This window comes from Verrucomicrobiota bacterium JB022 (genome assembly GCA_030673845.1).
Classification (GTDB): Bacteria; Verrucomicrobiota; Verrucomicrobiia; order Opitutales; family Oceanipulchritudinaceae; genus WOUP01.
Genome location: JAUTCQ010000013.1, coordinates 173,086 through 190,575, shown reverse-complemented (window position 1 = coordinate 190,575; position 17,490 = coordinate 173,086). Strand labels below are relative to the sequence as shown.

The 17,490-nt window shown below is 64.1% G+C and carries 15 protein-coding genes; 9 read left to right on the top strand and 6 right to left on the bottom strand.

Annotated features, from left to right (window positions below):
• Positions 1–11: 11 nt before the first annotated feature.
• Genes rnpA through yidC form a run of 3 tightly spaced genes read left to right on the top strand, consistent with a single transcriptional unit; the run spans position 12 to position 2,645 of the window.
• Positions 12–386 (top strand): ribonuclease P protein component, encoded by a 375-nt coding sequence (rnpA, locus tag Q7P63_09650; GenBank protein MDP0500351.1) that lies wholly within the window; start codon positions 12–14, stop codon positions 384–386.
• On the top strand, positions 383–712 hold the full coding sequence (gene yidD, locus Q7P63_09645) for a membrane protein insertion efficiency factor YidD (protein MDP0500350.1): 330 nt from the start codon (positions 383–385) through the stop codon (positions 710–712). The genes rnpA and yidD overlap by 4 nt, the downstream gene beginning before the upstream one ends.
• Positions 705–2,645, top strand: coding sequence for a membrane protein insertase YidC (yidC, locus tag Q7P63_09640; protein MDP0500349.1), 1,941 nt, complete (start codon positions 705–707; stop codon positions 2,643–2,645). The genes yidD and yidC overlap by 8 nt, the downstream gene beginning before the upstream one ends.
• 56 nt (positions 2,646–2,701) lie before the next feature.
• Here the strand turns inward: yidC and Q7P63_09635 are convergent, their stop codons facing one another.
• The 4 genes from Q7P63_09635 to Q7P63_09620 form a co-directional block, all read right to left on the bottom strand.
• Positions 2,702–3,403 (bottom strand): class I SAM-dependent methyltransferase, encoded by a 702-nt coding sequence (locus tag Q7P63_09635; protein ID MDP0500348.1) that lies wholly within the window; start codon positions 3,401–3,403, stop codon positions 2,702–2,704.
• Between the two features lie 221 nt (positions 3,404–3,624).
• A complete protein-coding gene (locus Q7P63_09630) occupies positions 3,625–4,242 on the bottom strand; it encodes a DUF4252 domain-containing protein (GenBank protein ID MDP0500347.1) in 618 nt (205 codons plus the stop codon).
• Positions 4,232–4,651 (bottom strand): hypothetical protein, encoded by a 420-nt coding sequence (locus tag Q7P63_09625; GenBank protein MDP0500346.1) that lies wholly within the window; start codon positions 4,649–4,651, stop codon positions 4,232–4,234. Before Q7P63_09625 ends, Q7P63_09630 begins: the two co-directional genes overlap by 11 nt.
• Entirely contained in the window at positions 4,620–5,186 is a 567-nt protein-coding gene (locus Q7P63_09620) for an RNA polymerase sigma factor (protein MDP0500345.1), read from the bottom strand. The genes Q7P63_09625 and Q7P63_09620 overlap by 32 nt, the downstream gene beginning before the upstream one ends.
• Positions 5,187–5,405: 219 nt before the next feature.
• Between Q7P63_09620 and Q7P63_09615 the strand changes: the two genes are divergently transcribed.
• The 3 genes from Q7P63_09615 to Q7P63_09605 all read left to right on the top strand — a co-directional run bounded on the left by Q7P63_09615 (position 5,406) and on the right by Q7P63_09605 (position 10,719).
• Positions 5,406–8,975 (top strand): lamin tail domain-containing protein, encoded by a 3,570-nt coding sequence (locus Q7P63_09615; protein MDP0500344.1) that lies wholly within the window; start codon positions 5,406–5,408, stop codon positions 8,973–8,975.
• A 163-nt stretch (positions 8,976–9,138) separates the two neighbouring features.
• Positions 9,139–9,882: a YebC/PmpR family DNA-binding transcriptional regulator gene (locus Q7P63_09610; GenBank protein ID MDP0500343.1), complete on the top strand. Its 744-nt coding sequence runs from the start codon at positions 9,139–9,141 to the stop codon at positions 9,880–9,882.
• A 21-nt stretch (positions 9,883–9,903) separates the two neighbouring features.
• Entirely contained in the window at positions 9,904–10,719 is an 816-nt protein-coding gene (locus Q7P63_09605) for an enhanced serine sensitivity protein SseB C-terminal domain-containing protein (protein ID MDP0500342.1), read from the top strand.
• Between the two features lie 182 nt (positions 10,720–10,901).
• Here the strand turns inward: Q7P63_09605 and Q7P63_09600 are convergent, their stop codons facing one another.
• Positions 10,902–11,924, bottom strand: a complete 1,023-nt coding sequence (locus tag Q7P63_09600) for a zinc-binding alcohol dehydrogenase family protein (GenBank protein MDP0500341.1) — start codon at positions 11,922–11,924, stop codon at positions 10,902–10,904.
• A 208-nt stretch (positions 11,925–12,132) separates the two neighbouring features.
• Between Q7P63_09600 and Q7P63_09595 the strand changes: the two genes are divergently transcribed.
• Together Q7P63_09595 and rarD are read left to right on the top strand one after the other, a co-directional pair.
• Positions 12,133–13,395, top strand: coding sequence for a 6-phosphofructokinase (locus tag Q7P63_09595; GenBank protein MDP0500340.1), 1,263 nt, complete (start codon positions 12,133–12,135; stop codon positions 13,393–13,395).
• Positions 13,396–13,476: 81 nt separating this feature from the next.
• Complete coding sequence (gene rarD / locus Q7P63_09590) at positions 13,477–14,388, top strand: EamA family transporter RarD (protein ID MDP0500339.1); 912 nt, start codon at positions 13,477–13,479, stop codon at positions 14,386–14,388.
• A 77-nt stretch (positions 14,389–14,465) separates the two neighbouring features.
• Here rarD and Q7P63_09585 read toward each other — a convergent pair whose 3' ends face one another.
• Positions 14,466–15,014, bottom strand: a complete 549-nt coding sequence (locus Q7P63_09585; GenBank protein MDP0500338.1) for a PEP-CTERM sorting domain-containing protein — start codon at positions 15,012–15,014, stop codon at positions 14,466–14,468.
• Between the two features lie 199 nt (positions 15,015–15,213).
• Between Q7P63_09585 and Q7P63_09580 the strand changes: the two genes are divergently transcribed.
• Positions 15,214–17,463, top strand: a complete 2,250-nt coding sequence (locus Q7P63_09580; protein ID MDP0500337.1) for an ABC transporter ATP-binding protein — start codon at positions 15,214–15,216, stop codon at positions 17,461–17,463.
• Positions 17,464–17,490 lie beyond the last annotated feature (27 nt).

Here is a 17,490-nt window from a genome sequence, read left to right as displayed (position 1 = left end):
AGGCGCTGGCCATGCGGTTCCACCCACGCCAGCATATCCGACGGACGGCGGAATTTGAAGTTGTCCGCCAACATGGTCGTGGCCGCGAATGCGGCCCTTTTTTGTTTCAACTGCACGTGGTGCCGGAGGCGGAACGCCCCCCGTTGCGGCGCGTAGGCGTAATCGCCTCCAAGCGCACGGGCAATGCCGTGCACCGCAACCGCGCCAAGCGCCGCCTGCGCGAGCTGTTTCGCTTGTATCAGGACCGCCTGCCGCCGAATTGCGACGTGGTGCTGGTCGCCCGCCGCCGCATCCTCGAAATGGATTGGGAGACCTGCGTGCACCGCTTTTGCCTTACGGCCGAGCGCCTGCCCGCCAGCATACCTGCCCCGGAGGCCTCATCATGAGCGCCCGCCGCCGCACCGTGAGCGGGGTGGGGCGCATTCTGGCGTTCCCGCTGGTGGTGCTCGTAACCCTCTACCGCTGGTTTTTGTCGCCGCTGCTGCACACGCTCGTGCCGGGCAGCGGTTGTCGTTTTGAGCCCACATGTTCGCGCTATGCGCTGCAGGCGCTGCAGGAACATGGACCCTTGTACGGGAGTTGGCTTGCCATCCGGCGGCTCTCCCGCTGCCATCCGTGGGGTGGCTGCGGCTTCGACCCCGTCCCACCCCGCGCCTCCGCGTCCCAACCGCCGGAGCGCCCGGATCCCCAGACTTTGGCACATCATGGATAAGAAGAACCTGTTTCTAGGCATCGCCCTGCTGCTTGCGGGGTTGGGCCTGATGTTTTGGCACACCACCCAGCAAGCTTCGTACGACCAGGAGCAGGCCCGCCAGCGCGCCGAACAGGCCGCGATCGACGAGCAAGAGCGTGCGACCGCCGAGGCTGCTGCCCCCGGCACGCGCCCCGATGAGCTGCGCTCGCCCGATGGCTCCGGCCCCGGCTTGCCCCCGCGCCCGACGCCGGAGCAAGAGCAGCCGGCCTTCGAAGTCGAAGAGCAAACGCTGGTGTTGGAAAACGAGGTCATTCGCGCCGAGATCAGCACCCTTGGGGGCGGTATCGGCACGATTACGCTCAAGAATTACCCGGCGCAAAACCCCTCCAAGGTCGAGAACCCCGACCCGGTGGTGCTCAACCGAGGCGGCCAGTACCCGATCCTTGGGCTGACCTACGAGAGCGGCCAGCGCTTCGGGCCCGACGTCGTGCGCTATTACGACGTGGTTGAGCAATCGCCGATGCGCGTGGTGCTGGAAGGCCAGGCCGACGATTCGCTGAAGCTGCGCCGCACCTACGAGATTGTGGCCGGCACGACGGGCGCTGCGCCTTACATCGTGCACCACACGGTGGAATACATCAACACCGGCAGCACGCCTCGCCCGCTCAGCGGTCAGTTCCTGCACATTGGCACCAGCGCCCCCAGCGATGCCGACCCGACGGGCCAGAACCTCAACGCCAGCTATTACGATACCGACAAGGACTACCACGCCATCTCCTCTTCGAAGTTCCGCGGGGGCGGCGGCTTCCTTGGGCTCGGCGGCGGTGCGCCCCGCGACCGGATCGAAGAGCAGGCCCCGATCCTTTGGGGCGCGGTCAAGAACCAGTTTTTTGCGATGATCGCCACGCCCGACCAGCCCGCCACGGCGCTGGTCGCAGTGCCGCGCCGCTTCATGGTCGATCCTGTCAGCGGAGAAGCCCCGGTAGGGGTAGCCGCCGCGCTGGAGTTCCTTTTGCCGGATCTGGCGCCCAATGCCAGCCACACGCTGGAGGTTGAGCTTTATGCCGGCCCGAAGGACTACAGCCACCTCGAAGAGCTCGACCCGGGCCAGGACGCCGTGCTGCAGCTCGGCTGGTTCATCGGCCTCACCGTCGGCCTGATCTCCTTTATCGCGAAGGCGTTCCTCAAGCTGCTCGCCTTCTATCAAGGCTTCCTCGGTAGCTGGGGCTTCGCGATCATCGCCGCCACGCTCACGATCCGCCTCGTGCTGCTGCCGCTCACGGCCAAGGCCGCGCGCTCCAGCAAGCGCATGCAAGAGCTGCAAGCCCCCCTCAAGGAGCTGCGCGAAAAGTACGCGGACGACCCGATGGCGCTCAACCAGGAGATGGCCAAGCTCTGGAAGAAGCACAAGATCAACCCGCTCTCCGGCTGCTGGCCCATCCTGATCCAGTTCCCGATCTTCATCGCGTTCTTCAACCTGCTGCGCAATGCCAGCGAGCTGCGTTACTCCGACTTCCTCTGGATTTCGGACCTCTCGATGCCCGACGCTACGATCCCGCTCGGCACCGTCGTCCCGCTGGTGGGCGACGCGATCAACATCCTGCCGTTCTTCTGGCTCGTGAGTATGGTGCTGCTGATGAAGTTCACCCCGCAGCCGGCTGCCGCCGCCGACAACCCGGCCTACAAGGTGATGAAGTACATGCCCTTCGTGTTCTTCTTCTTCACCTATCACTTCTCCAGCGGCCTCGTGCTCTACTGGACGACGACCAACACCTTCTCGATCTTCCAGGGCTGGTACATCAACCGCCACAAGGACCGCGAAGATGAGATCATCGAGGCCGAAGTGGCCGAAGTCGAAAGCCACAAGAAGTCTTCTTCGACCGAGCCCCTGATCAAAAAGAAGAAGAAAAAGGAGCCCGAGCAGCCCCGTCTGCCCTGGCAAAAGAAGTAACCGTCTTTTCTACCAAGCCCGGATCAACGCGACCCGGGCTTTTTTGTGGCCGGAATTTACTCCTCCTTCGCGCAGAGGTAGGTGGCCATGACGCCGTCGTAGTCGGCTTCGAGGATGGTAAAGCCGGCGCGGGTCAGCAGGCCCTCCATCACCCAGTCGTAGGTGGAGAACTCTTCGCGGAAGTGGCCTTCGGCGTCGTCGCGGAGGAAGTCGCCTCCGGCGGCGGCCTGGGCTTCGACGAAGGCGGCGATCGTCTCCAGCGGCTGCTCGGAGGGCAGCACCACGTCGTGCAGGTAGAGGCGGCCTCCGGGCTTGAGCATCGCAAACATGCGCTGCAGGGCGATGCCCTTCCAGAAATCGGGCAGGTGGTGAAAGGCAAAGGTGCTGGTGATGGCGGCGGCGGGGGCGCTCTCGTGCTCGTAGGTGAGAAAGCCTCGGTGCGCGAACACCAGGTTGTCGAGCCCTTCGGCCTGAGCTTGCGCGCTGGCATGCGCGATCATCGTTTCCGAGACGTCGACGGCGTAGACGCGCGCGCAACGCTTGGCGGCTTCCCGCGCGAAGATCCCCGTGCCCGCGCCAAAGTCGATCAGGACGTCGCTCGCGCCCACGCCGAGGCGGTCGAGCACCTTACGGGCTTCGGCCGCGATGTCGCGAAAATCGGCGTGGCTGGAGTCGTAGACCGCCACTTCTGCCGGGTCGCCGTAGTCCTTGCCGATCTGTTTGAATTCGTCGTAACGCCAGGAAGAGTCGAGCTGCATTGCGTAAACAGGTTGAGGTTTACCACGAAGCTAAACGGATCCCGATACCGCGAAAAGCCAATTCTCCTATCGCAATCTTCTCCATCTCCGGCCACCGAACGCCGGAAAACCAGACCGCGCTAGCTCGGTCTGGTCGGGCCACTCTCGTCAGAGCGGCCGGCTCCTGTTACACTGTAGTTTCTAACCCTGAACTAGTGATACCCAATCAAAAGTGTGTGCAGTTAGTTATTGGAGGTCTCCGGTTTTTCGGACTCGGCGGCTGGCGGAGGGGTGCCGCCGCCGATCTGGCCCTGGATGTTGGCGAGCGCCTTCTGGATCTCCGGATTGTCCATCTGCTGGGCGAGGTTGATGACCTTGGCGATCGGCACATTGCCCACGAGGTTGATGAAGACGACTTCGCCGGATCCGTTGGCAATGAGGGCGGCGAGGCCGGCCATTTCGTCGCCGCTTTCGTCGCTCATCACGTAGATGCCGACGCCATCATCCGGCACGCTCACGAGCGGCATCCAGTTTTGCTTGAGTGTGGCGCGAATCTTGTCGGCCCCGGCGAGGACCTTGTCGCGGTTGGCGTTGCTGGGCTCGAAGACGACCAGCCGGAGGTGCTGGATGCCTTGGACGATGCTGGCGACATCCGCATTCTGAGCCGCGAGGTCTTGCGTGGCGTTGAGCAGCAGGAAGCGGGGGAGGTTGATGTTGACCTTGGGCTGAGCGGCGTTGACGTCGATCACGGCGTCGATGTCGAGGTAGGCCGGGTCGCTCTTGATCTTGGCGGGGGCTTGCCCGAAGAGGGAGAGCCCGGTCAGGAGCACGATGGCTAGCAGCAGGTAATTACGTTTCATTGTTCGGCGTTTGTTCGGTGGTTTCGGTCTGGAGAATGGATTGTAAAGTCTGGAGGCTCGACTGGAGCTGAGGTAGCGCACCGTCGATGGCTTGCTGGCCGCCTTTGAGCCCGTTTTCGCGCAGCAGGTGGCCGACGAGCACCAGCGAGGCTTCGACTTCGGCGGCCTGGGCCTGGGTGGAAGTGGTGTCGGGCACGGTGGCGATGGCCGGGGCTTGGGGGGCGGTCGGCTCGGGCCAGAGAGCGAAGGCGAGGGCGAGCGCACCGAGGGTCAGCGCGGGGGCGAGCCACCACCAGGCACCCGACTGGCGGGGGGCACGGTCGACTTCGGCGAAGACCCGGTCGAGCACCTGCGGCGGGCACTTTTCGCGGCGCAACTCACGCGTGAGCTTGTTCAGAGGCCGTTTCATGGTCTTTGGCGTTGGAGGTGGAAGGGTGGTGGCGTTGCAGGTGGCCCTGCAGGGTTTGTTTGGCCCGGCTGAGGTAGACTTTGACGCTGTTGAGCGGCAATTCGAGCGTGGTTGCGACTTCGCGGTAGCGCAGGCCGTTGATCTCGACGAGGACAAAGACGCTGCGCTGCTTCTCGGGGAGGAGCTGCAGGGCGGCGGCCAGATCCTCGCGGAGGTCGGCCCATTGGGTACTTTCGCGCGGGTCGGGCTCGCTGGAGCGGGCGTGGTCGTGGGCGAAGTCGTCCTCCGGCAGCGGCTCGAGGCCGTGGCGCTGTCGCCGGCGCAGCAGGTCGAGGCAGTGGTTGCGCGTCGTCTGCATCAGCCACGAGCGGGCTTTGAGCAGGTTTACGTCGCCCAGCCCGTGCCAGAGCTTCAGCAGCACTTCTTGCGAGGCATCTTCCGCGTCTGCCTCGCTGCCGAGCAGGTGGCGGGCAAAGCGGTAGACGTCGTCCGCGTAGAGGTGGCAAAGCGCCTTGAACTGGAGGGTCTTCGGCATGTTCTGTGGAGGAGACGAAACAGCGGCGCGAATTGTTACACGTTTCTGCAAAAAGTGGCGAGGGTGCTCTGGCGGCGGCCTGAAATCGTGCCTTTCGGCCTGTCATGCGGTCGTAACCTCAATTTCACCTTTACGTTACCCGCAAACACCTCCAACTAATAGAGACCCCGGCGCACCCCCTATGCGTCGGCTCATCCCCCACCTACTCCCCTTTATCCTATGTTGCTCTCCCGGCTCTCGCGTCTGCCGGTGTGTCTGCTTGCCGCCTGTCTGGCGGGTCAGGCGACCGCCAAAGTCATCATCACCGAATTCGACGCCACCAACCGTAACATCCTCGACGACGCCGACGGCAGCACGAATGACTGGATCGAGCTGCGCAATACCGGCGCCAGCAGCGTCAACCTCGCCGGCTGGGCGATCAGCGACAAGGCCGACAACCCCGGCAAGTGGGTCTTCCCGTCGGTCAGCATCCCGGCAGGCGGTTACCTGATCGTCTTCGCTTCGAGCAAAGACTGGAGCATCGCGGGCGTCCAGCTGCACACCAATTTCAGCCTTTCCGACGGCGGGGAAGACCTTGTGCTCAGCCGACCCGACGGCTCTGGCGGCTGGATTACGGAGCATGCGTTCGTCGACTTCCCGGAGCAGTTCAACGGCTTTACCTACGGGCTGGCCGGGTCGGTCGAAAGCGGGGAAGCGGGCTACCTCGTCACGCCCACGCCCGGTTTCGTCAACGTTTCGGCAGTCGTGCACGAGTTTGTAGAAGACACGGCCTTCAGCCACCATCGGGGCTTTTACGACGCGGCATTCACGCTTACGGTCACGTCCCCCACGCCCGGCGCGAGCATCGTCTACACGCTCGATGGCAGCGAACCGGGCAACGGCAACGGCTATCTGGTCAACCCGGCCAATGCGGAAGCGACCCCGGTCGCGACTCTGGAGGTATCGACCACTACCATCGTACGTGCTCGTGCGGTGAAAGACGGGATGGCACCGACAAATATCGACACGCAGACCTTCCTCTTCCCGGCCCACGTGCTCCAGCAGTCGAATGCCTCGGTCAAGCAGGCATACGCCAACTGGGGCCACAGCGGCCCGGACTGGGCGATGGACCCGCGGGTGACGGGTCACCCGAACCCTGAAGACCGCGCGGTGGCCAGCGACCTGGAGAAGATCCCCACCGTCTCCGTCGCCATGAGCTGGACGGACCTCTTTGGCAGCGCCGGGCGCGGCATCTACATCTTGGGCGAAGGCGTGGACAAGCCGGCCTCGTTCGAGCTGCTCAACCCCGATGGCAATGACTTTGACCCCAATGCGCTGGCCGGGCAGCTCGGGCGCGGCATGATCCGCGTCTTCGGCGGCTCGAGCACGACGCGCTGGAAGACCGACAAGTTGTCGTTCCGCTTCAATTTCTGGGACAATTTCGAGAGCGACGTCTTGGGCGAGGGCGCCATCGGCGAGTACGACCGCCTGGTGCTCGACGCACGCCTCAACAACGTCTGGAACCAGTCGCAAAACCTCGAACAGCGTCAGTTTTCGGACTTTGCGCGCGACGCCGTACTGACGGACCTGGAGAACGAGATCGGTGTGGCCCCCGCCGTGCACAGCCAGCACGTGCACCTCTATCTCAACGGGCTCTACTGGGGCATCTATACCCTGCACGAGCGGCCCGATAACCACTTTGCGGAGGCGTATTTCGGCGGCGATTCCGACGACTACGACATCGTGAAGCACGGGCCGAGCAACGAAGGGTTCCTCGTCGATGGCGTGCGGCTCGACCCGACCCGCTCGATCTCCAACAGCAATTACTCGGCGGGCGTCAACTACCTCGCGATGGTCGCGCTCTCGCAGCAAGACCTGAGCGTACCGGCCAATTACGACGCGTTGGCCGAGGTGCTCGACATCCCCGCCTTCATCGTCCACATCCTCGGTAACTTCGCGGGCGGCAATTACGACTGGCCGCAGCACAACTGGTACGCCAGCTATAACCGCGAGAGCGGGGAGGGCAAATGGCGCTTCCACTCCTGGGACGCCGAGCACGTCTTCAAATACGAGGATTACCCGCGCTTCGACGACGTGACGAACAAGTTCGAGGGTTGGGACCGCCCCGACGGGATCAACCTCCAGCTGCTGGAAAACGCGGAATACCGCTTCCTCTTTGCCGACACCGCTCACTGCCTGCTCTTTAACGGCGGGCCGCTTTCGGCCGAGCGTGTCTGGGCCGCCTTCGAGCGCCGCTTCAACGACATCGACGAGGCCGTGCGGGCCGAATCCGCGCGCTGGGGCGACAATCCGCCGATCCCGGGCGAGCTGCACCTGCGCTACACCAACGTGCCCAGCAGCGGCGTGAACCCGAGTTCTTTCGGCCAGAGCGACACGACCGACTTTGCCTCGTGGTGGCACGAGCGCGAGCGCATCCGCACCAAAGTGCTCGGCGCAGAGCCCAACCGCATCACGCGCTTTGTGGCCCAGATGCGCAACGCGACTTACCACGAAGACCACCCGAAAAGCCTGCAGGCCAACCCGCTTTACCCGCAGACCGACGCGCCCGCCTTCAGCCAGCACGGCGGTCAGGTGGCGGAGGGCTTCGCGCTCTCAATCCTCAACCCCAACGCCAGTGGCGCGGGCGAAGTCTATTACACGCTCGACGGTAGCGACCCGCGCAAACCGGGCTCCGGCACCGGCGCGTACTTCTCCGGCACGGTCAACGACACCGCGCAGCTCTATGGTGTGCCCGTTACGCTCGACGCCACAACCACGGTCAAGTCGCGCGTGCTGCTCAACGGCGAGTGGAGCGCACTCAACGAGGCTACCTTCCAGGTGGGCGACGTGGTCGAGCCGGCCGCAGCGGGCAACCTCGTGATCTCCGAGGTGCACTACCACCCCGCCAACCCCTCGCAGGCGGAAGTCGACGCCGGTTTCGACGACGACGGCTTCTTTGAATACTTCGAGGTGCGCAACATCGGCAGCGTCGTGATCTCGCTGGAAGGCATCACCATGCCCCGGGGCGCGGACATCGAGGCGATCGACGGTGGCGTGACGGTGCTCGCGCCAGGTGCGACCGCGCTGTATGTCTCGAACCCCGAGGCATTTGCCCTGCGCTACGGCCCGGGCTTCCCGATTGCGGGCCGCTTCATCAACGATACGGCCTTGAGCAACGGTGGCGAGCAGCTGCAGCTCAACGCGGCAGACGGCTCGACCATCGTCGATTTCGAATACGACGACGGTGCGCCCTGGCCGACTTCGCCCGATGGCGACGGCCCCTCGCTGGTCTTGATCCAACCGGGCCTGCGCGACTATACGCAGGGCTGGAACTGGCGCGCAAGCATCAGCGACAGCGGCTCCCCTGCCGCCGACGATTACCTGACCTATGCCGCCTGGGCCGCCGCATGGTTCTCCGCCGCCGATCCGGGCTACCCGCAGGTCGCCGCCCCGGATGCCGATGCCGATGGCGATGGGCTGACCAACCTCGAAGAGCACTTCCTCGCTACCGACCCGAAGGAGGCTACGGCCTACGAAGCCCGCCCGCTCATCACCCTGGAGGCGCTCGACGCCGGGGCTGGGCTTGCGACCTACGCCGTCTTCACCTTCCGCTACGATCCGCTGGCCGAGGGCGTGGCCTTCTCCGTGCAAGGTAGTAACGATCTCCGCAGCTGGACGCCCGGCCATGCCGTGCTGGTCGAGCCCCCCACGCTGCACGACGACGGCACCGAGACGCGTCGTTATCGCTCGGCCCAGCCGGTGGATGCCACCACGGCGCTCTTCTACTACCTGCGCCTCGAATCGCGGTAACGCTTGCGATCTTGGCCGCCCGCCACCCGACCCTGCGGTTTCTTACCCGGGGCGGGTGGGCGTCGGGCCGCACGGGGCGCGCTTTTCCGATTGATTCAGGCGAGCAAACCTCACAGTTTGGGATTTTTCCGTTCTATCCGACGAACCCCCGAGAGACAGCTACATGGCCGGACACAGTAAATGGGCGAATACCAAGCGCCACAAGGCGGCGGTTGACGCGAAGCGCGGCAAGATCTTCAGCGCCATCGCCAAGGAAATCACCATGTCGGCCCGCGCCGGCGGTGGGGATATTAACTTCAACCCGCGCCTGCGGCAGGTCATCAACAAGGCCAAGGCTTCCAACATGCCGGCCGACAATATCGACCGCGCGGTGAAAAAAGGCACCGGCGAGCTCCCGGGCGTCGAATACCTCGAAATCCTTTACGAAGGCTTCGGCCCGGGCGGTATCGGCATCATCGTCGAAGCCACCACCGACAACAAGAACCGCGCCGCCAGCGAAGTGCGCGCCACCTTCACCAAGCACGGCGGCAGCCTCGGTGGCCCGGGCTCCACCGCGGCCTTCTTCAGCCGCATGGGCCAGTTCCTCATCTCGGCCGACAAGACGAGCGAAGAGCAGCTGATGGAAGTCGCGCTCGAAGCCGGGGCCGAAGACATCATCGACAACGAGGACCACTTCGAAGTGCGCTGCCCGGTGACGGAGTTCATGAACGTCTCCGGTGCGCTGGAGGCGGCCAAGATCGAGGCCGAAAGCGCCGAGCTGGTCTACATCCCGCTCAACCTCGTGCCGGTGACGGACAAGGACACCGCCGCCAAGGTGCTGCGCCTGATCGACGCGCTCGATATGCTCGACGACGTCCAGAATGTTTACGACAACTCTGAAATCGCACCCGAACTCATCGAAGAGTAACCTTTTTCAAACCCTTTTTCTATGGCCGAATCGACTACCCCATTCCCCGCTAAGCCCGCCCCCGGCTCCGCCCTCCAGCAAAGCCGCGCACCCTTCCAGCCCGCCAACCATCTCGAACAGCAGATCTGGAAGGCGATGAAGGGCAAGGCCGACACCAACGCCTTTTTCACCGCCCTGCTCGGCAGCCAGCTCTACTTCGTCAACAAGGACAACGAAGACCTGCAGACCGACGACAAGGGCCGCCTCGTGAACACGACCACGCTGCACTTGCCCTCCGTGGGCTACAAGGGCCAGCGCTACCTCTCCGTGTTCTCCTCGCCCAACATCCTGCGTCAGGCCCACGGCCCCAAGGCTCAGTTCCTCGCCATCCGCGGCTTCGACCTCTTCCGCATGGCGCGCGGCGTCGACTTCTTCCTCAACCCCTCCCACCAGGCGGGCAAGATCTTCAAGAAGGAGGAAATCGAGCAACTGCTGCAAGACGTGTGGCTCAACCGCAGCCTGCGCAACGAGATCCCGGAAGGCTTCGAGCTGCAGGCGCTCGACGATCAGGGCGAGCATGGCCCGCTGGCGGAAGACCTCCGCACGTTCTTCCGTCGCCAGCCCAAGGTGGACCGCGCGTTCCTCGCCGAGCTTGTCTTCCCCAACGACAACCGCCGCGTGACGATCGTGGCCGTCGATGCCAAGGGCAGTTGGGACAAGATTTGCCAGGCCGCCGCCAAGAACTTCGAAAACCCGAAGAATGCGGTCAAGCCGCCGGTCGACTTCTACCGCCTCGGTCAGCAAGACCACGTCGACGAAGTCTTCGCCTCCGCCACGCCGATCTACCGCAAGGCGTAGGCGCGCAGGCAGTCGCCTATGATTTGGAAAACCCGTCGGGAATCACCCGGCGGGTTTTTTTGTGAAGTGGGGAGTCGGTTTTTGGTTTGAGGCCGGGGTGGGACGCTGGCCAGACCTTGGCCCGGAGGCGAGGTTTCACTTGTAAACCGACACCCCGGAGCGGGTGCCACCTCATCGGGGTTCTACCCTTCCCAGCCTTCGAGCACGATCTTGCCGATGGCTTTGCCGCTTTCGAGGCGGGCATGCACGGCACGGAGGTTGGCGGCATTGATGGGGGTGTGGTGCTCGCGGTCGATGCGTTGCAGGCGGCCCTGGTCGATCAGTTCGGCTACGGCATCGAGCAGCTTACCCTGCTCCGCGAGGTCGGCCGTCTGGAACATCGAGCGCGTAAACATGAGCTCCCAGTGAAAGGAGACGCTCTTGGCCTTCAGCAGGTTGAGGTCGAGCGGGGCACTGTTTTCGACGATGGAGACGATCTTGCCCAAGGGGCGGATCACCTCGGCCATCACGGCCCAGTAGGCGTCGGTATTGTTGAAATTGGCGATGTAGTCCACTTGCGGGAAGCCAGCGGCCTTGAGTTGGGGCGGCAGCGGCTCGCGGTGGTTGATGACGTGGTCGGCGCCCAGTTGCTGCACCCAGGCCTGCGTTTCACCGCGAGAGGCGGTCGCCAGTACCGTGAGCCCGGCCAGCTTCGCCAGCTGGATCGCGATGGAGCCTACCCCGCCTGCGCCGCCGATGATGAGGAGCGACTTGCCCTGTGCGCTGCCGTCGGGCGCGAGGCCGAGGTGAAGGAAAAAGGCTTCCCAGGCGGTAATCGCGACCAGCGGCAGTGCGGAAGCCTGCGCAAAGCTGAGGCTCTTCGGCTTGCGGCCCACGATGCGGCTGTCGACGAGCTGCTGCTGGGAGTTGCTGCCCGGGCGGGTGAGGTCGCCCGCGTAGTAGACCTCGTCTCCCGGTTTGAAAGCGGTCACGCCCGGCCCAACGGCCTTGACCACCCCGGCGGCGTCCCAGCCGAGCACCTTGGGGGCATCTTCGCGCTTGTCCTTGGGCGCACGGACTTTGGTGTCCACCGGGTTGACCGACACGGCGCGGACTTCGACCAGCAGGTCGTGACCGGTGGGGGCGGGCGGCGAGGGCAGCTCGGTATCGAGGAGCGAGCGCGGGTTGTCGATCGGGAGGTATTCAGTGAGGGCGACGGCTTTCATGGCCTCCAAGCTAGACCGATTTGTCTGCCCATGCAAGTCGGAGCGATGCAAGAAATCTGCGTGGGCGGCAACAGGGGTGGGCCGTGGGCGGTTTGGCCCTCCCTGTGAAGCCTTCGAGGCCGGTAAGCCAAGCGATTCATCGGTTGTTTTCAGCCTCTGCGCAGCGCTGCCTTGCAAATCGTCGAGGGAGCCAAATAGTGCTTAACCCATGGCAGCTGAATTGACTGGTAATATTTTGGTCGCTCAAAGCGGCGGACCGACGGCGGTGATCAACGCAAGCCTCGCAGGCGTGATCTCCGAAGCTCTCAACCACGAGTGCATCGAGGAAGTGTACGGCGGCCTCAACGGCATTCAGGGTATTCTCAACGAAGACCTGATCGACCTGGCCGGCGAGTCGCAACAGGCCATCCGCGGCCTGCGCTACACCCCCGCCTCGGCACTCGGCACCTGCCGCTACAAGCTGCGCCGCGAGGCCGACTACCAGCGCATCCTGGAAGTCTTCCACGCGCACAACATCCGCTACTTCTTCTACATCGGCGGCAACGACAGCCAGGATACCGCCAGCCAGATCAGCAAGATGGCCCACGCCAGCGGCTGGGAAATGCGCGTGATCGGCATCCCCAAGACGGTCGACAACGACCTGCCCCGCACCGACCATACGCCCGGCTACGGCAGCATCGTGAAGCACGTCGCCACCACCGTGCGCCAGCTCGCCTGCGATGCCGACTCGATGGCCAACCACGACCTCGTGCACATCGTCGAGGTGATGGGCCGCAGCGCCGGCTGGGTCGCCGCCGGTGCCTCGCTGGCCAAGCGCCGCGACCACCCGCACGATGCCCCCCACATCATCCTGCTGCCCGAAGTCGCCTTCGACCCCAACAAGTTCCTCGACGACGTGGCGGCGGTGCTCAAGCGCCAGCGCTACTGCATGATCGTGGTGGGCGAAGGTCTCGTGGACGGTGAAGGCAACTACATCTCCACCTCTTCCTCGACCGACAATTTCGGCCACTCCCAGCTCGGCGGGATCAGCGATTACCTCAAGGAGATGATCGACGGTCACATTCAGGGCGTCAAGACCCGCACCAGCCGCCTGGGCCACACCCAGCGCGCTGCGGCTACCCATGCCAGCCAGACGGACAACAATGAGGCCTTCATGGCCGGCCAGGCTGCCGTCAAGGCGGCGCTCAATGGCGTGACCGACAAGATGGTGACCCTGATGCGCGGCGATACCGACTACTACACCTGCGAAACCGGCCTGGCCGACCTCGACGAAGTCGCCAACGGCATCAAGCACCTGCCGCCCCAGTGGATCAACGAAGACGGCATCTCGATGAGCTACCAGTACGTGAAGTACGCCACCCCGCTCATCCAGGGCGAAGTTCAGGTGCCCTACGAGCACGGTCTGCCCGCCTTCGTGCACCTCTCCAAGATCCCGGTCGACAAGCGCCTGCGCGCCCACCGCTGGGAATAGCCCCTTCCCGCCCACATCTCTTTTACCCCAGCCCTTGCCTTCTTCCCGGAGGCAGGGCTTTTTTGAATCCGGAACGAACGCATGGGCATACTGCTGGCATTGCTCGCTTACTTCATCTGGGCCTGCACCGCGATCTACTGGAAGTTCTTCCCCGGGCACGCGGCTCTGGAGCTGGTGGCGCACCGCGTCTTCTGGACGCTGTTGTGGCTGCTGCCGCTGCTGGCGGCGCGCGGCAAGTTGGGCGAGCTGTGGGCGAGCCTGCGCAGCCGCCAGGGCTGGCTCATTTGCGGCATCGACGGCCTGCTGGTGGTCGTCAACTGGCTCGTCTACGTCTGGGCCATCAGCCAGGACCGCATTCTCGACACCAGCCTCGGCTACTTCCTCAGCCCGCTGCTCAGTATCGCCCTCGCCAGCATCTTCGAGCAAGAGCGGCTGACGCGCGTGCAAATGACGTCCGTCGGCTGCGCGGTGGTCGGCGTAGGCGTGATGGCGTGGCACAGCGGGAGCCTGCCCCGCGATTCGCTGCTCATCGCGCTTACCTGGGGCATTTACAGCCTCGTCAAACGCCGGACCCGGCTCGGCCCCGTCACCTCGCTCAGCCACGAAGTGATCGCCACGCTGCCGCTCGCGCTGGCCGGCCTCGGCTACTGGTATGCGCAGGGCGACAGTATGATGAACGATGCGCCCGCCAGTACCTGGCTCTGGCTGGTTTCAACTGGCTTCATCACGGCCCTGCCCCTGCTGCTCTATGCCGAAGCCGCCAAGCGGGTCAGCCTCACCTCGCTCGGGCTCTACCAGTATGTGGTGCCCACCGTCTCGATGCTGATCGCAGTCTTCATGTTCCACGAGCCCTTCCCGCCCTATAAGCAACTCGCCTTCGGCTTCATCTGGGCGGGGCTGGCGCTCTATTCGGCCGACCGCATCCGCGCCGCCCGTCGCCCCCAGCGCGCCAACCTCGTCGATAAGACCCGCAGCGAGGAGCTGCCGCAGTAATCAGCTACTCGAAAACACCCCGCCATCCGGCGAGTCGAGCGCCGTGGCGAAAGAGAGCACCTGAACCTGATGGGGGCTTACCCGCGCCTCCGCCGCCATGCCGCGAAGCCCAAGGCCGCCAATCCACCGAGCAGGGCGTAGGTGGTGGGCTCGGGCACCGCAGGGGCGCTGATGGTGAGCGTGGCTGAGTCCGAACCCCACGACCAGGTATAGCTGCCGGGTGTCAGTCCGAGGCTTTCGAGGGTGGCGTCTTCAAAAGTCATCGTGCTGGAGAGCGCGGTGCCGGAGACGTAGCCAGCGGGGACCAGCAAGTTGGTGCTCGTGAACACGATGCCGTCGCCGCTGAAGGTGGTGGAGGAGGTAAACTCACTAGTGCCAAAGCTGGAGGGCCCCGTCACCGAAATATACGAGTCCGCGAAACCACTCCCCATCGAGAGGTAGCTCGCCGAGGCGTTGATCTGGTTAAAGGCCAGGCCTGAGCCCGCAAAAGTCAGCGAGCTCAAGTCGAGCGTGCCAGCGGCGGTGAAGACGACGTCTCCCGAGACTTCGAGAGCCGTGATGTTGACGGCGGCGTGGGCGGTGAGAGAGACGGTGAAAACGGTAGAGAGCGTAATCAATGTGCGCATTGCACCTCCGGATTTAGCGGGTAACGCGGTTGGGTCAATCACCATTCCAGAAACAGCCCTTCTTGGGGTTATAAGTTGTGAGCCGTGCGCAAGGGCCTAAACATGCGTTTCATTCGACAGTGGCTCTATCTCGTGCTTAGCTGCGGCTTCGAGCCTGCCTCTTGCTATGCCTTCAGCCGCCCATGATCGTGATCGCGCCATGTTGCGCGCCTATACGGACCAACCGGAGGCGATGCCGGCGGAGCTGAAGGCCCGGATCGAGGAAGGGTGGGGCGGAGAGCCGGTCATGCTCTACGGCCTGCTCGACCTCGACGAGCACTTGCACCAAACGGAGCGCTGGGTGGCCATGAGCGAGCATCAGCTGGCGGTGGTCGGGGCCGAGGGCGACATCCGCTTCATCCAGCGGGCCAAGATCGGCAAGGTGGAGGAGCATACGGGCCTCAGCGCCACGACGCTCATTCTGGTGGGGAAGGACCCGGCTCAGCCGGCCCTCGCCACGCTGCGCTACAGCTTTCGCCAGCAAAACGCCGTCGGCGCGATTGCCTTCGTGCTCAAGCAGGCGCTGGAGGGGCACCGTATCCATTACGAAGGCGACCCCGACAGCCTGTATGCGGATGCCGTGGCCAAGCCCAACCGAGACGCGCAGGCGACAGTAGCGCAAAACCAGGCCTCGGTGCTGCGGCGGCTGGCCGGCTTTGCCAAGCCCTATTGGCGCAACCTCGCGCTAGGGCTTTTGGGCGCCATCGGCCTCACCGCCATGATGCTGGTCCCGCCCTACCTCACGCGTCACATCATCGACGATGTGGTGACGCCGGCCACGCAGGGCGACATCACGACCAACGAGGCCCTGCGGCAAGGGTGGTGGCTCGCGGGCATCCTGCTCGGCACCTACCTGATCCGCGAATTTTTCCTCTGGCTGCGGCTCAACCAGCTTTCGATCCTGGGCGAATACATCGCGCGCGACCTGCGCCGGACGCTTTACGACCACCTCCACCGGCTGTCGGTCAGCTTTTTTTCGCGCCACCAGACGGGCAGCATCATCAGCCGCGTCTCGAGCGATACCGACCGTATCTGGGACTTTATCGCGTTTGGCGTGGCCGAGCTGCTCTTTGGGCTCACGCTGATGGCGGGGCTCGGCATCATCCTCCTGTACCTCGACTGGCAACTGGGCCTGATCCTCGTGCTGCCCATGCCGCTGCTCTTCCTGCTGCTCTGGTGGATGGGGCGCAAGCTGCACCGCGTGTTCCTGCGCATCTGGCAGCGTTGGAGCGAGATGACTTCGACCGTGTCTGACACCATGCCGGGCATCCGCGTGGTGCAGGCCTTCGACCAGAGCGACTACGAGCGCGCCCGCTTTCACCAGCGCAACGACAAGGTCTTTGAGGAGGCGCGCCGGGTGCACCAGATCTGGACGAGCCACTGGCCGTTGATCTACCTGGGCGTCAACATCCTGATTGTGGTCGTGTGGTTCCTCGGCATCCCGCGCATGTTGGGCGTGGAGGGCTACCGCTCGATGAGCACAGGCACGTTTGTGGCGTTCCTCTTCTACATGGGCATGTTTGTGATGCCGCTGGAGATGTTTGGCTACCTCACGCGCATGATCAACCGCAGCGTGTCCAGCGCCCAGCGGGTCTTCGAGGTGCTCGATACCGAGCCCGAGGTGCGCGAGGTCGAGAACCCCATCGAGATCCGCCCGCTGCAGGGCCACATCGTCTTCGAAGACGTTACTTTTGGCTACGACCCGGTGCGGCAGATCCTCAAGGGCGTCAGCTTCGAGATCCAGCCGGGTGAGATGATCGGCCTCGTCGGCCCCAGTGGCGCGGGCAAGACGACCGTGATCAACCTCATCGCGCGCTTCTTCGACACCACCACCGGCACCATCCGCGTCGATGGGCACGACATCCGCGAGGTAGAGCTGGGCGCGCTGCGTCAGCAGATCGGTATGGTGTTGCAAGACCCGTATCTCTTCCACGGCAGCGTGCTCGACAACATTCGCTATGGGAAGCCGGACGCCACTTATGACGAGGTGATCGGGGCCGCCCGCGCCGCCAACGCGCACGACTTTATCTGCAAGCTGCCCAACGGCTACGACACGATTGTGGGCGAGCGCGGCCATACGCTTAGCGGCGGCGAGCGCCAACGGGTGTCGATTGCCCGTGCTGTCTTGCACAACCCACGGGTGTTGATCCTCGACGAGGCCACCAGCAGTGTCGACACCGAGACCGAGCGCAAGATCCAGGAGGCCATCGACCGCCTGATCCATGGCCGCACGGTCATCGCCATCGCCCACCGCCTCAGCACCCTCAGCCGCGCCAACCGCCTCTTTGTGATGAAGGACGGCAAGCTCGTCGAAACGGGTACCCACGCCGAGCTATTGAACAACCCCGACGGCGTCTACACCAAGCTGCACAACATCCAGCGCGAGCTACATGAGATGTACGCGGTGTAGGGAATTCGATTTTGAACAGGAGTTTAA

Excerpts from the sequence above, each read along its gene's own strand:
- rnpA (MDP0500351.1), top strand. The coding sequence starts at position 12 with ATGCGGTTCCACCCACGCCAGCATATCCGACGGACGGCGGAATTTGAA.
- yidD (MDP0500350.1), top strand. The coding sequence starts at position 383 with ATGAGCGCCCGCCGCCGCACCGTGAGCGGGGTGGGGCGCATTCTGGCG.
- yidC (MDP0500349.1), top strand. The coding sequence starts at position 705 with ATGGATAAGAAGAACCTGTTTCTAGGCATCGCCCTGCTGCTTGCGGGG.
- Q7P63_09635 (MDP0500348.1), bottom strand. The coding sequence starts at position 3,403 with ATGCAGCTCGACTCTTCCTGGCGTTACGACGAATTCAAACAGATCGGC.
- Q7P63_09630 (MDP0500347.1), bottom strand. The coding sequence starts at position 4,242 with ATGAAACGTAATTACCTGCTGCTAGCCATCGTGCTCCTGACCGGGCTC.
- Q7P63_09625 (MDP0500346.1), bottom strand. The coding sequence starts at position 4,651 with ATGAAACGGCCTCTGAACAAGCTCACGCGTGAGTTGCGCCGCGAAAAG.
- Q7P63_09620 (MDP0500345.1), bottom strand. The coding sequence starts at position 5,186 with ATGCCGAAGACCCTCCAGTTCAAGGCGCTTTGCCACCTCTACGCGGAC.
- Q7P63_09615 (MDP0500344.1), top strand. The coding sequence starts at position 5,406 with ATGTTGCTCTCCCGGCTCTCGCGTCTGCCGGTGTGTCTGCTTGCCGCC.
- Q7P63_09610 (MDP0500343.1), top strand. The coding sequence starts at position 9,139 with ATGGCCGGACACAGTAAATGGGCGAATACCAAGCGCCACAAGGCGGCG.
- Q7P63_09605 (MDP0500342.1), top strand. The coding sequence starts at position 9,904 with ATGGCCGAATCGACTACCCCATTCCCCGCTAAGCCCGCCCCCGGCTCC.
- Q7P63_09600 (MDP0500341.1), bottom strand. The coding sequence starts at position 11,924 with ATGAAAGCCGTCGCCCTCACTGAATACCTCCCGATCGACAACCCGCGC.
- Q7P63_09595 (MDP0500340.1), top strand. The coding sequence starts at position 12,133 with ATGGCAGCTGAATTGACTGGTAATATTTTGGTCGCTCAAAGCGGCGGA.
- rarD (MDP0500339.1), top strand. The coding sequence starts at position 13,477 with ATGGGCATACTGCTGGCATTGCTCGCTTACTTCATCTGGGCCTGCACC.
- Q7P63_09585 (MDP0500338.1), bottom strand. The coding sequence starts at position 15,014 with ATGCGCACATTGATTACGCTCTCTACCGTTTTCACCGTCTCTCTCACC.
- Q7P63_09580 (MDP0500337.1), top strand. The coding sequence starts at position 15,214 with ATGTTGCGCGCCTATACGGACCAACCGGAGGCGATGCCGGCGGAGCTG.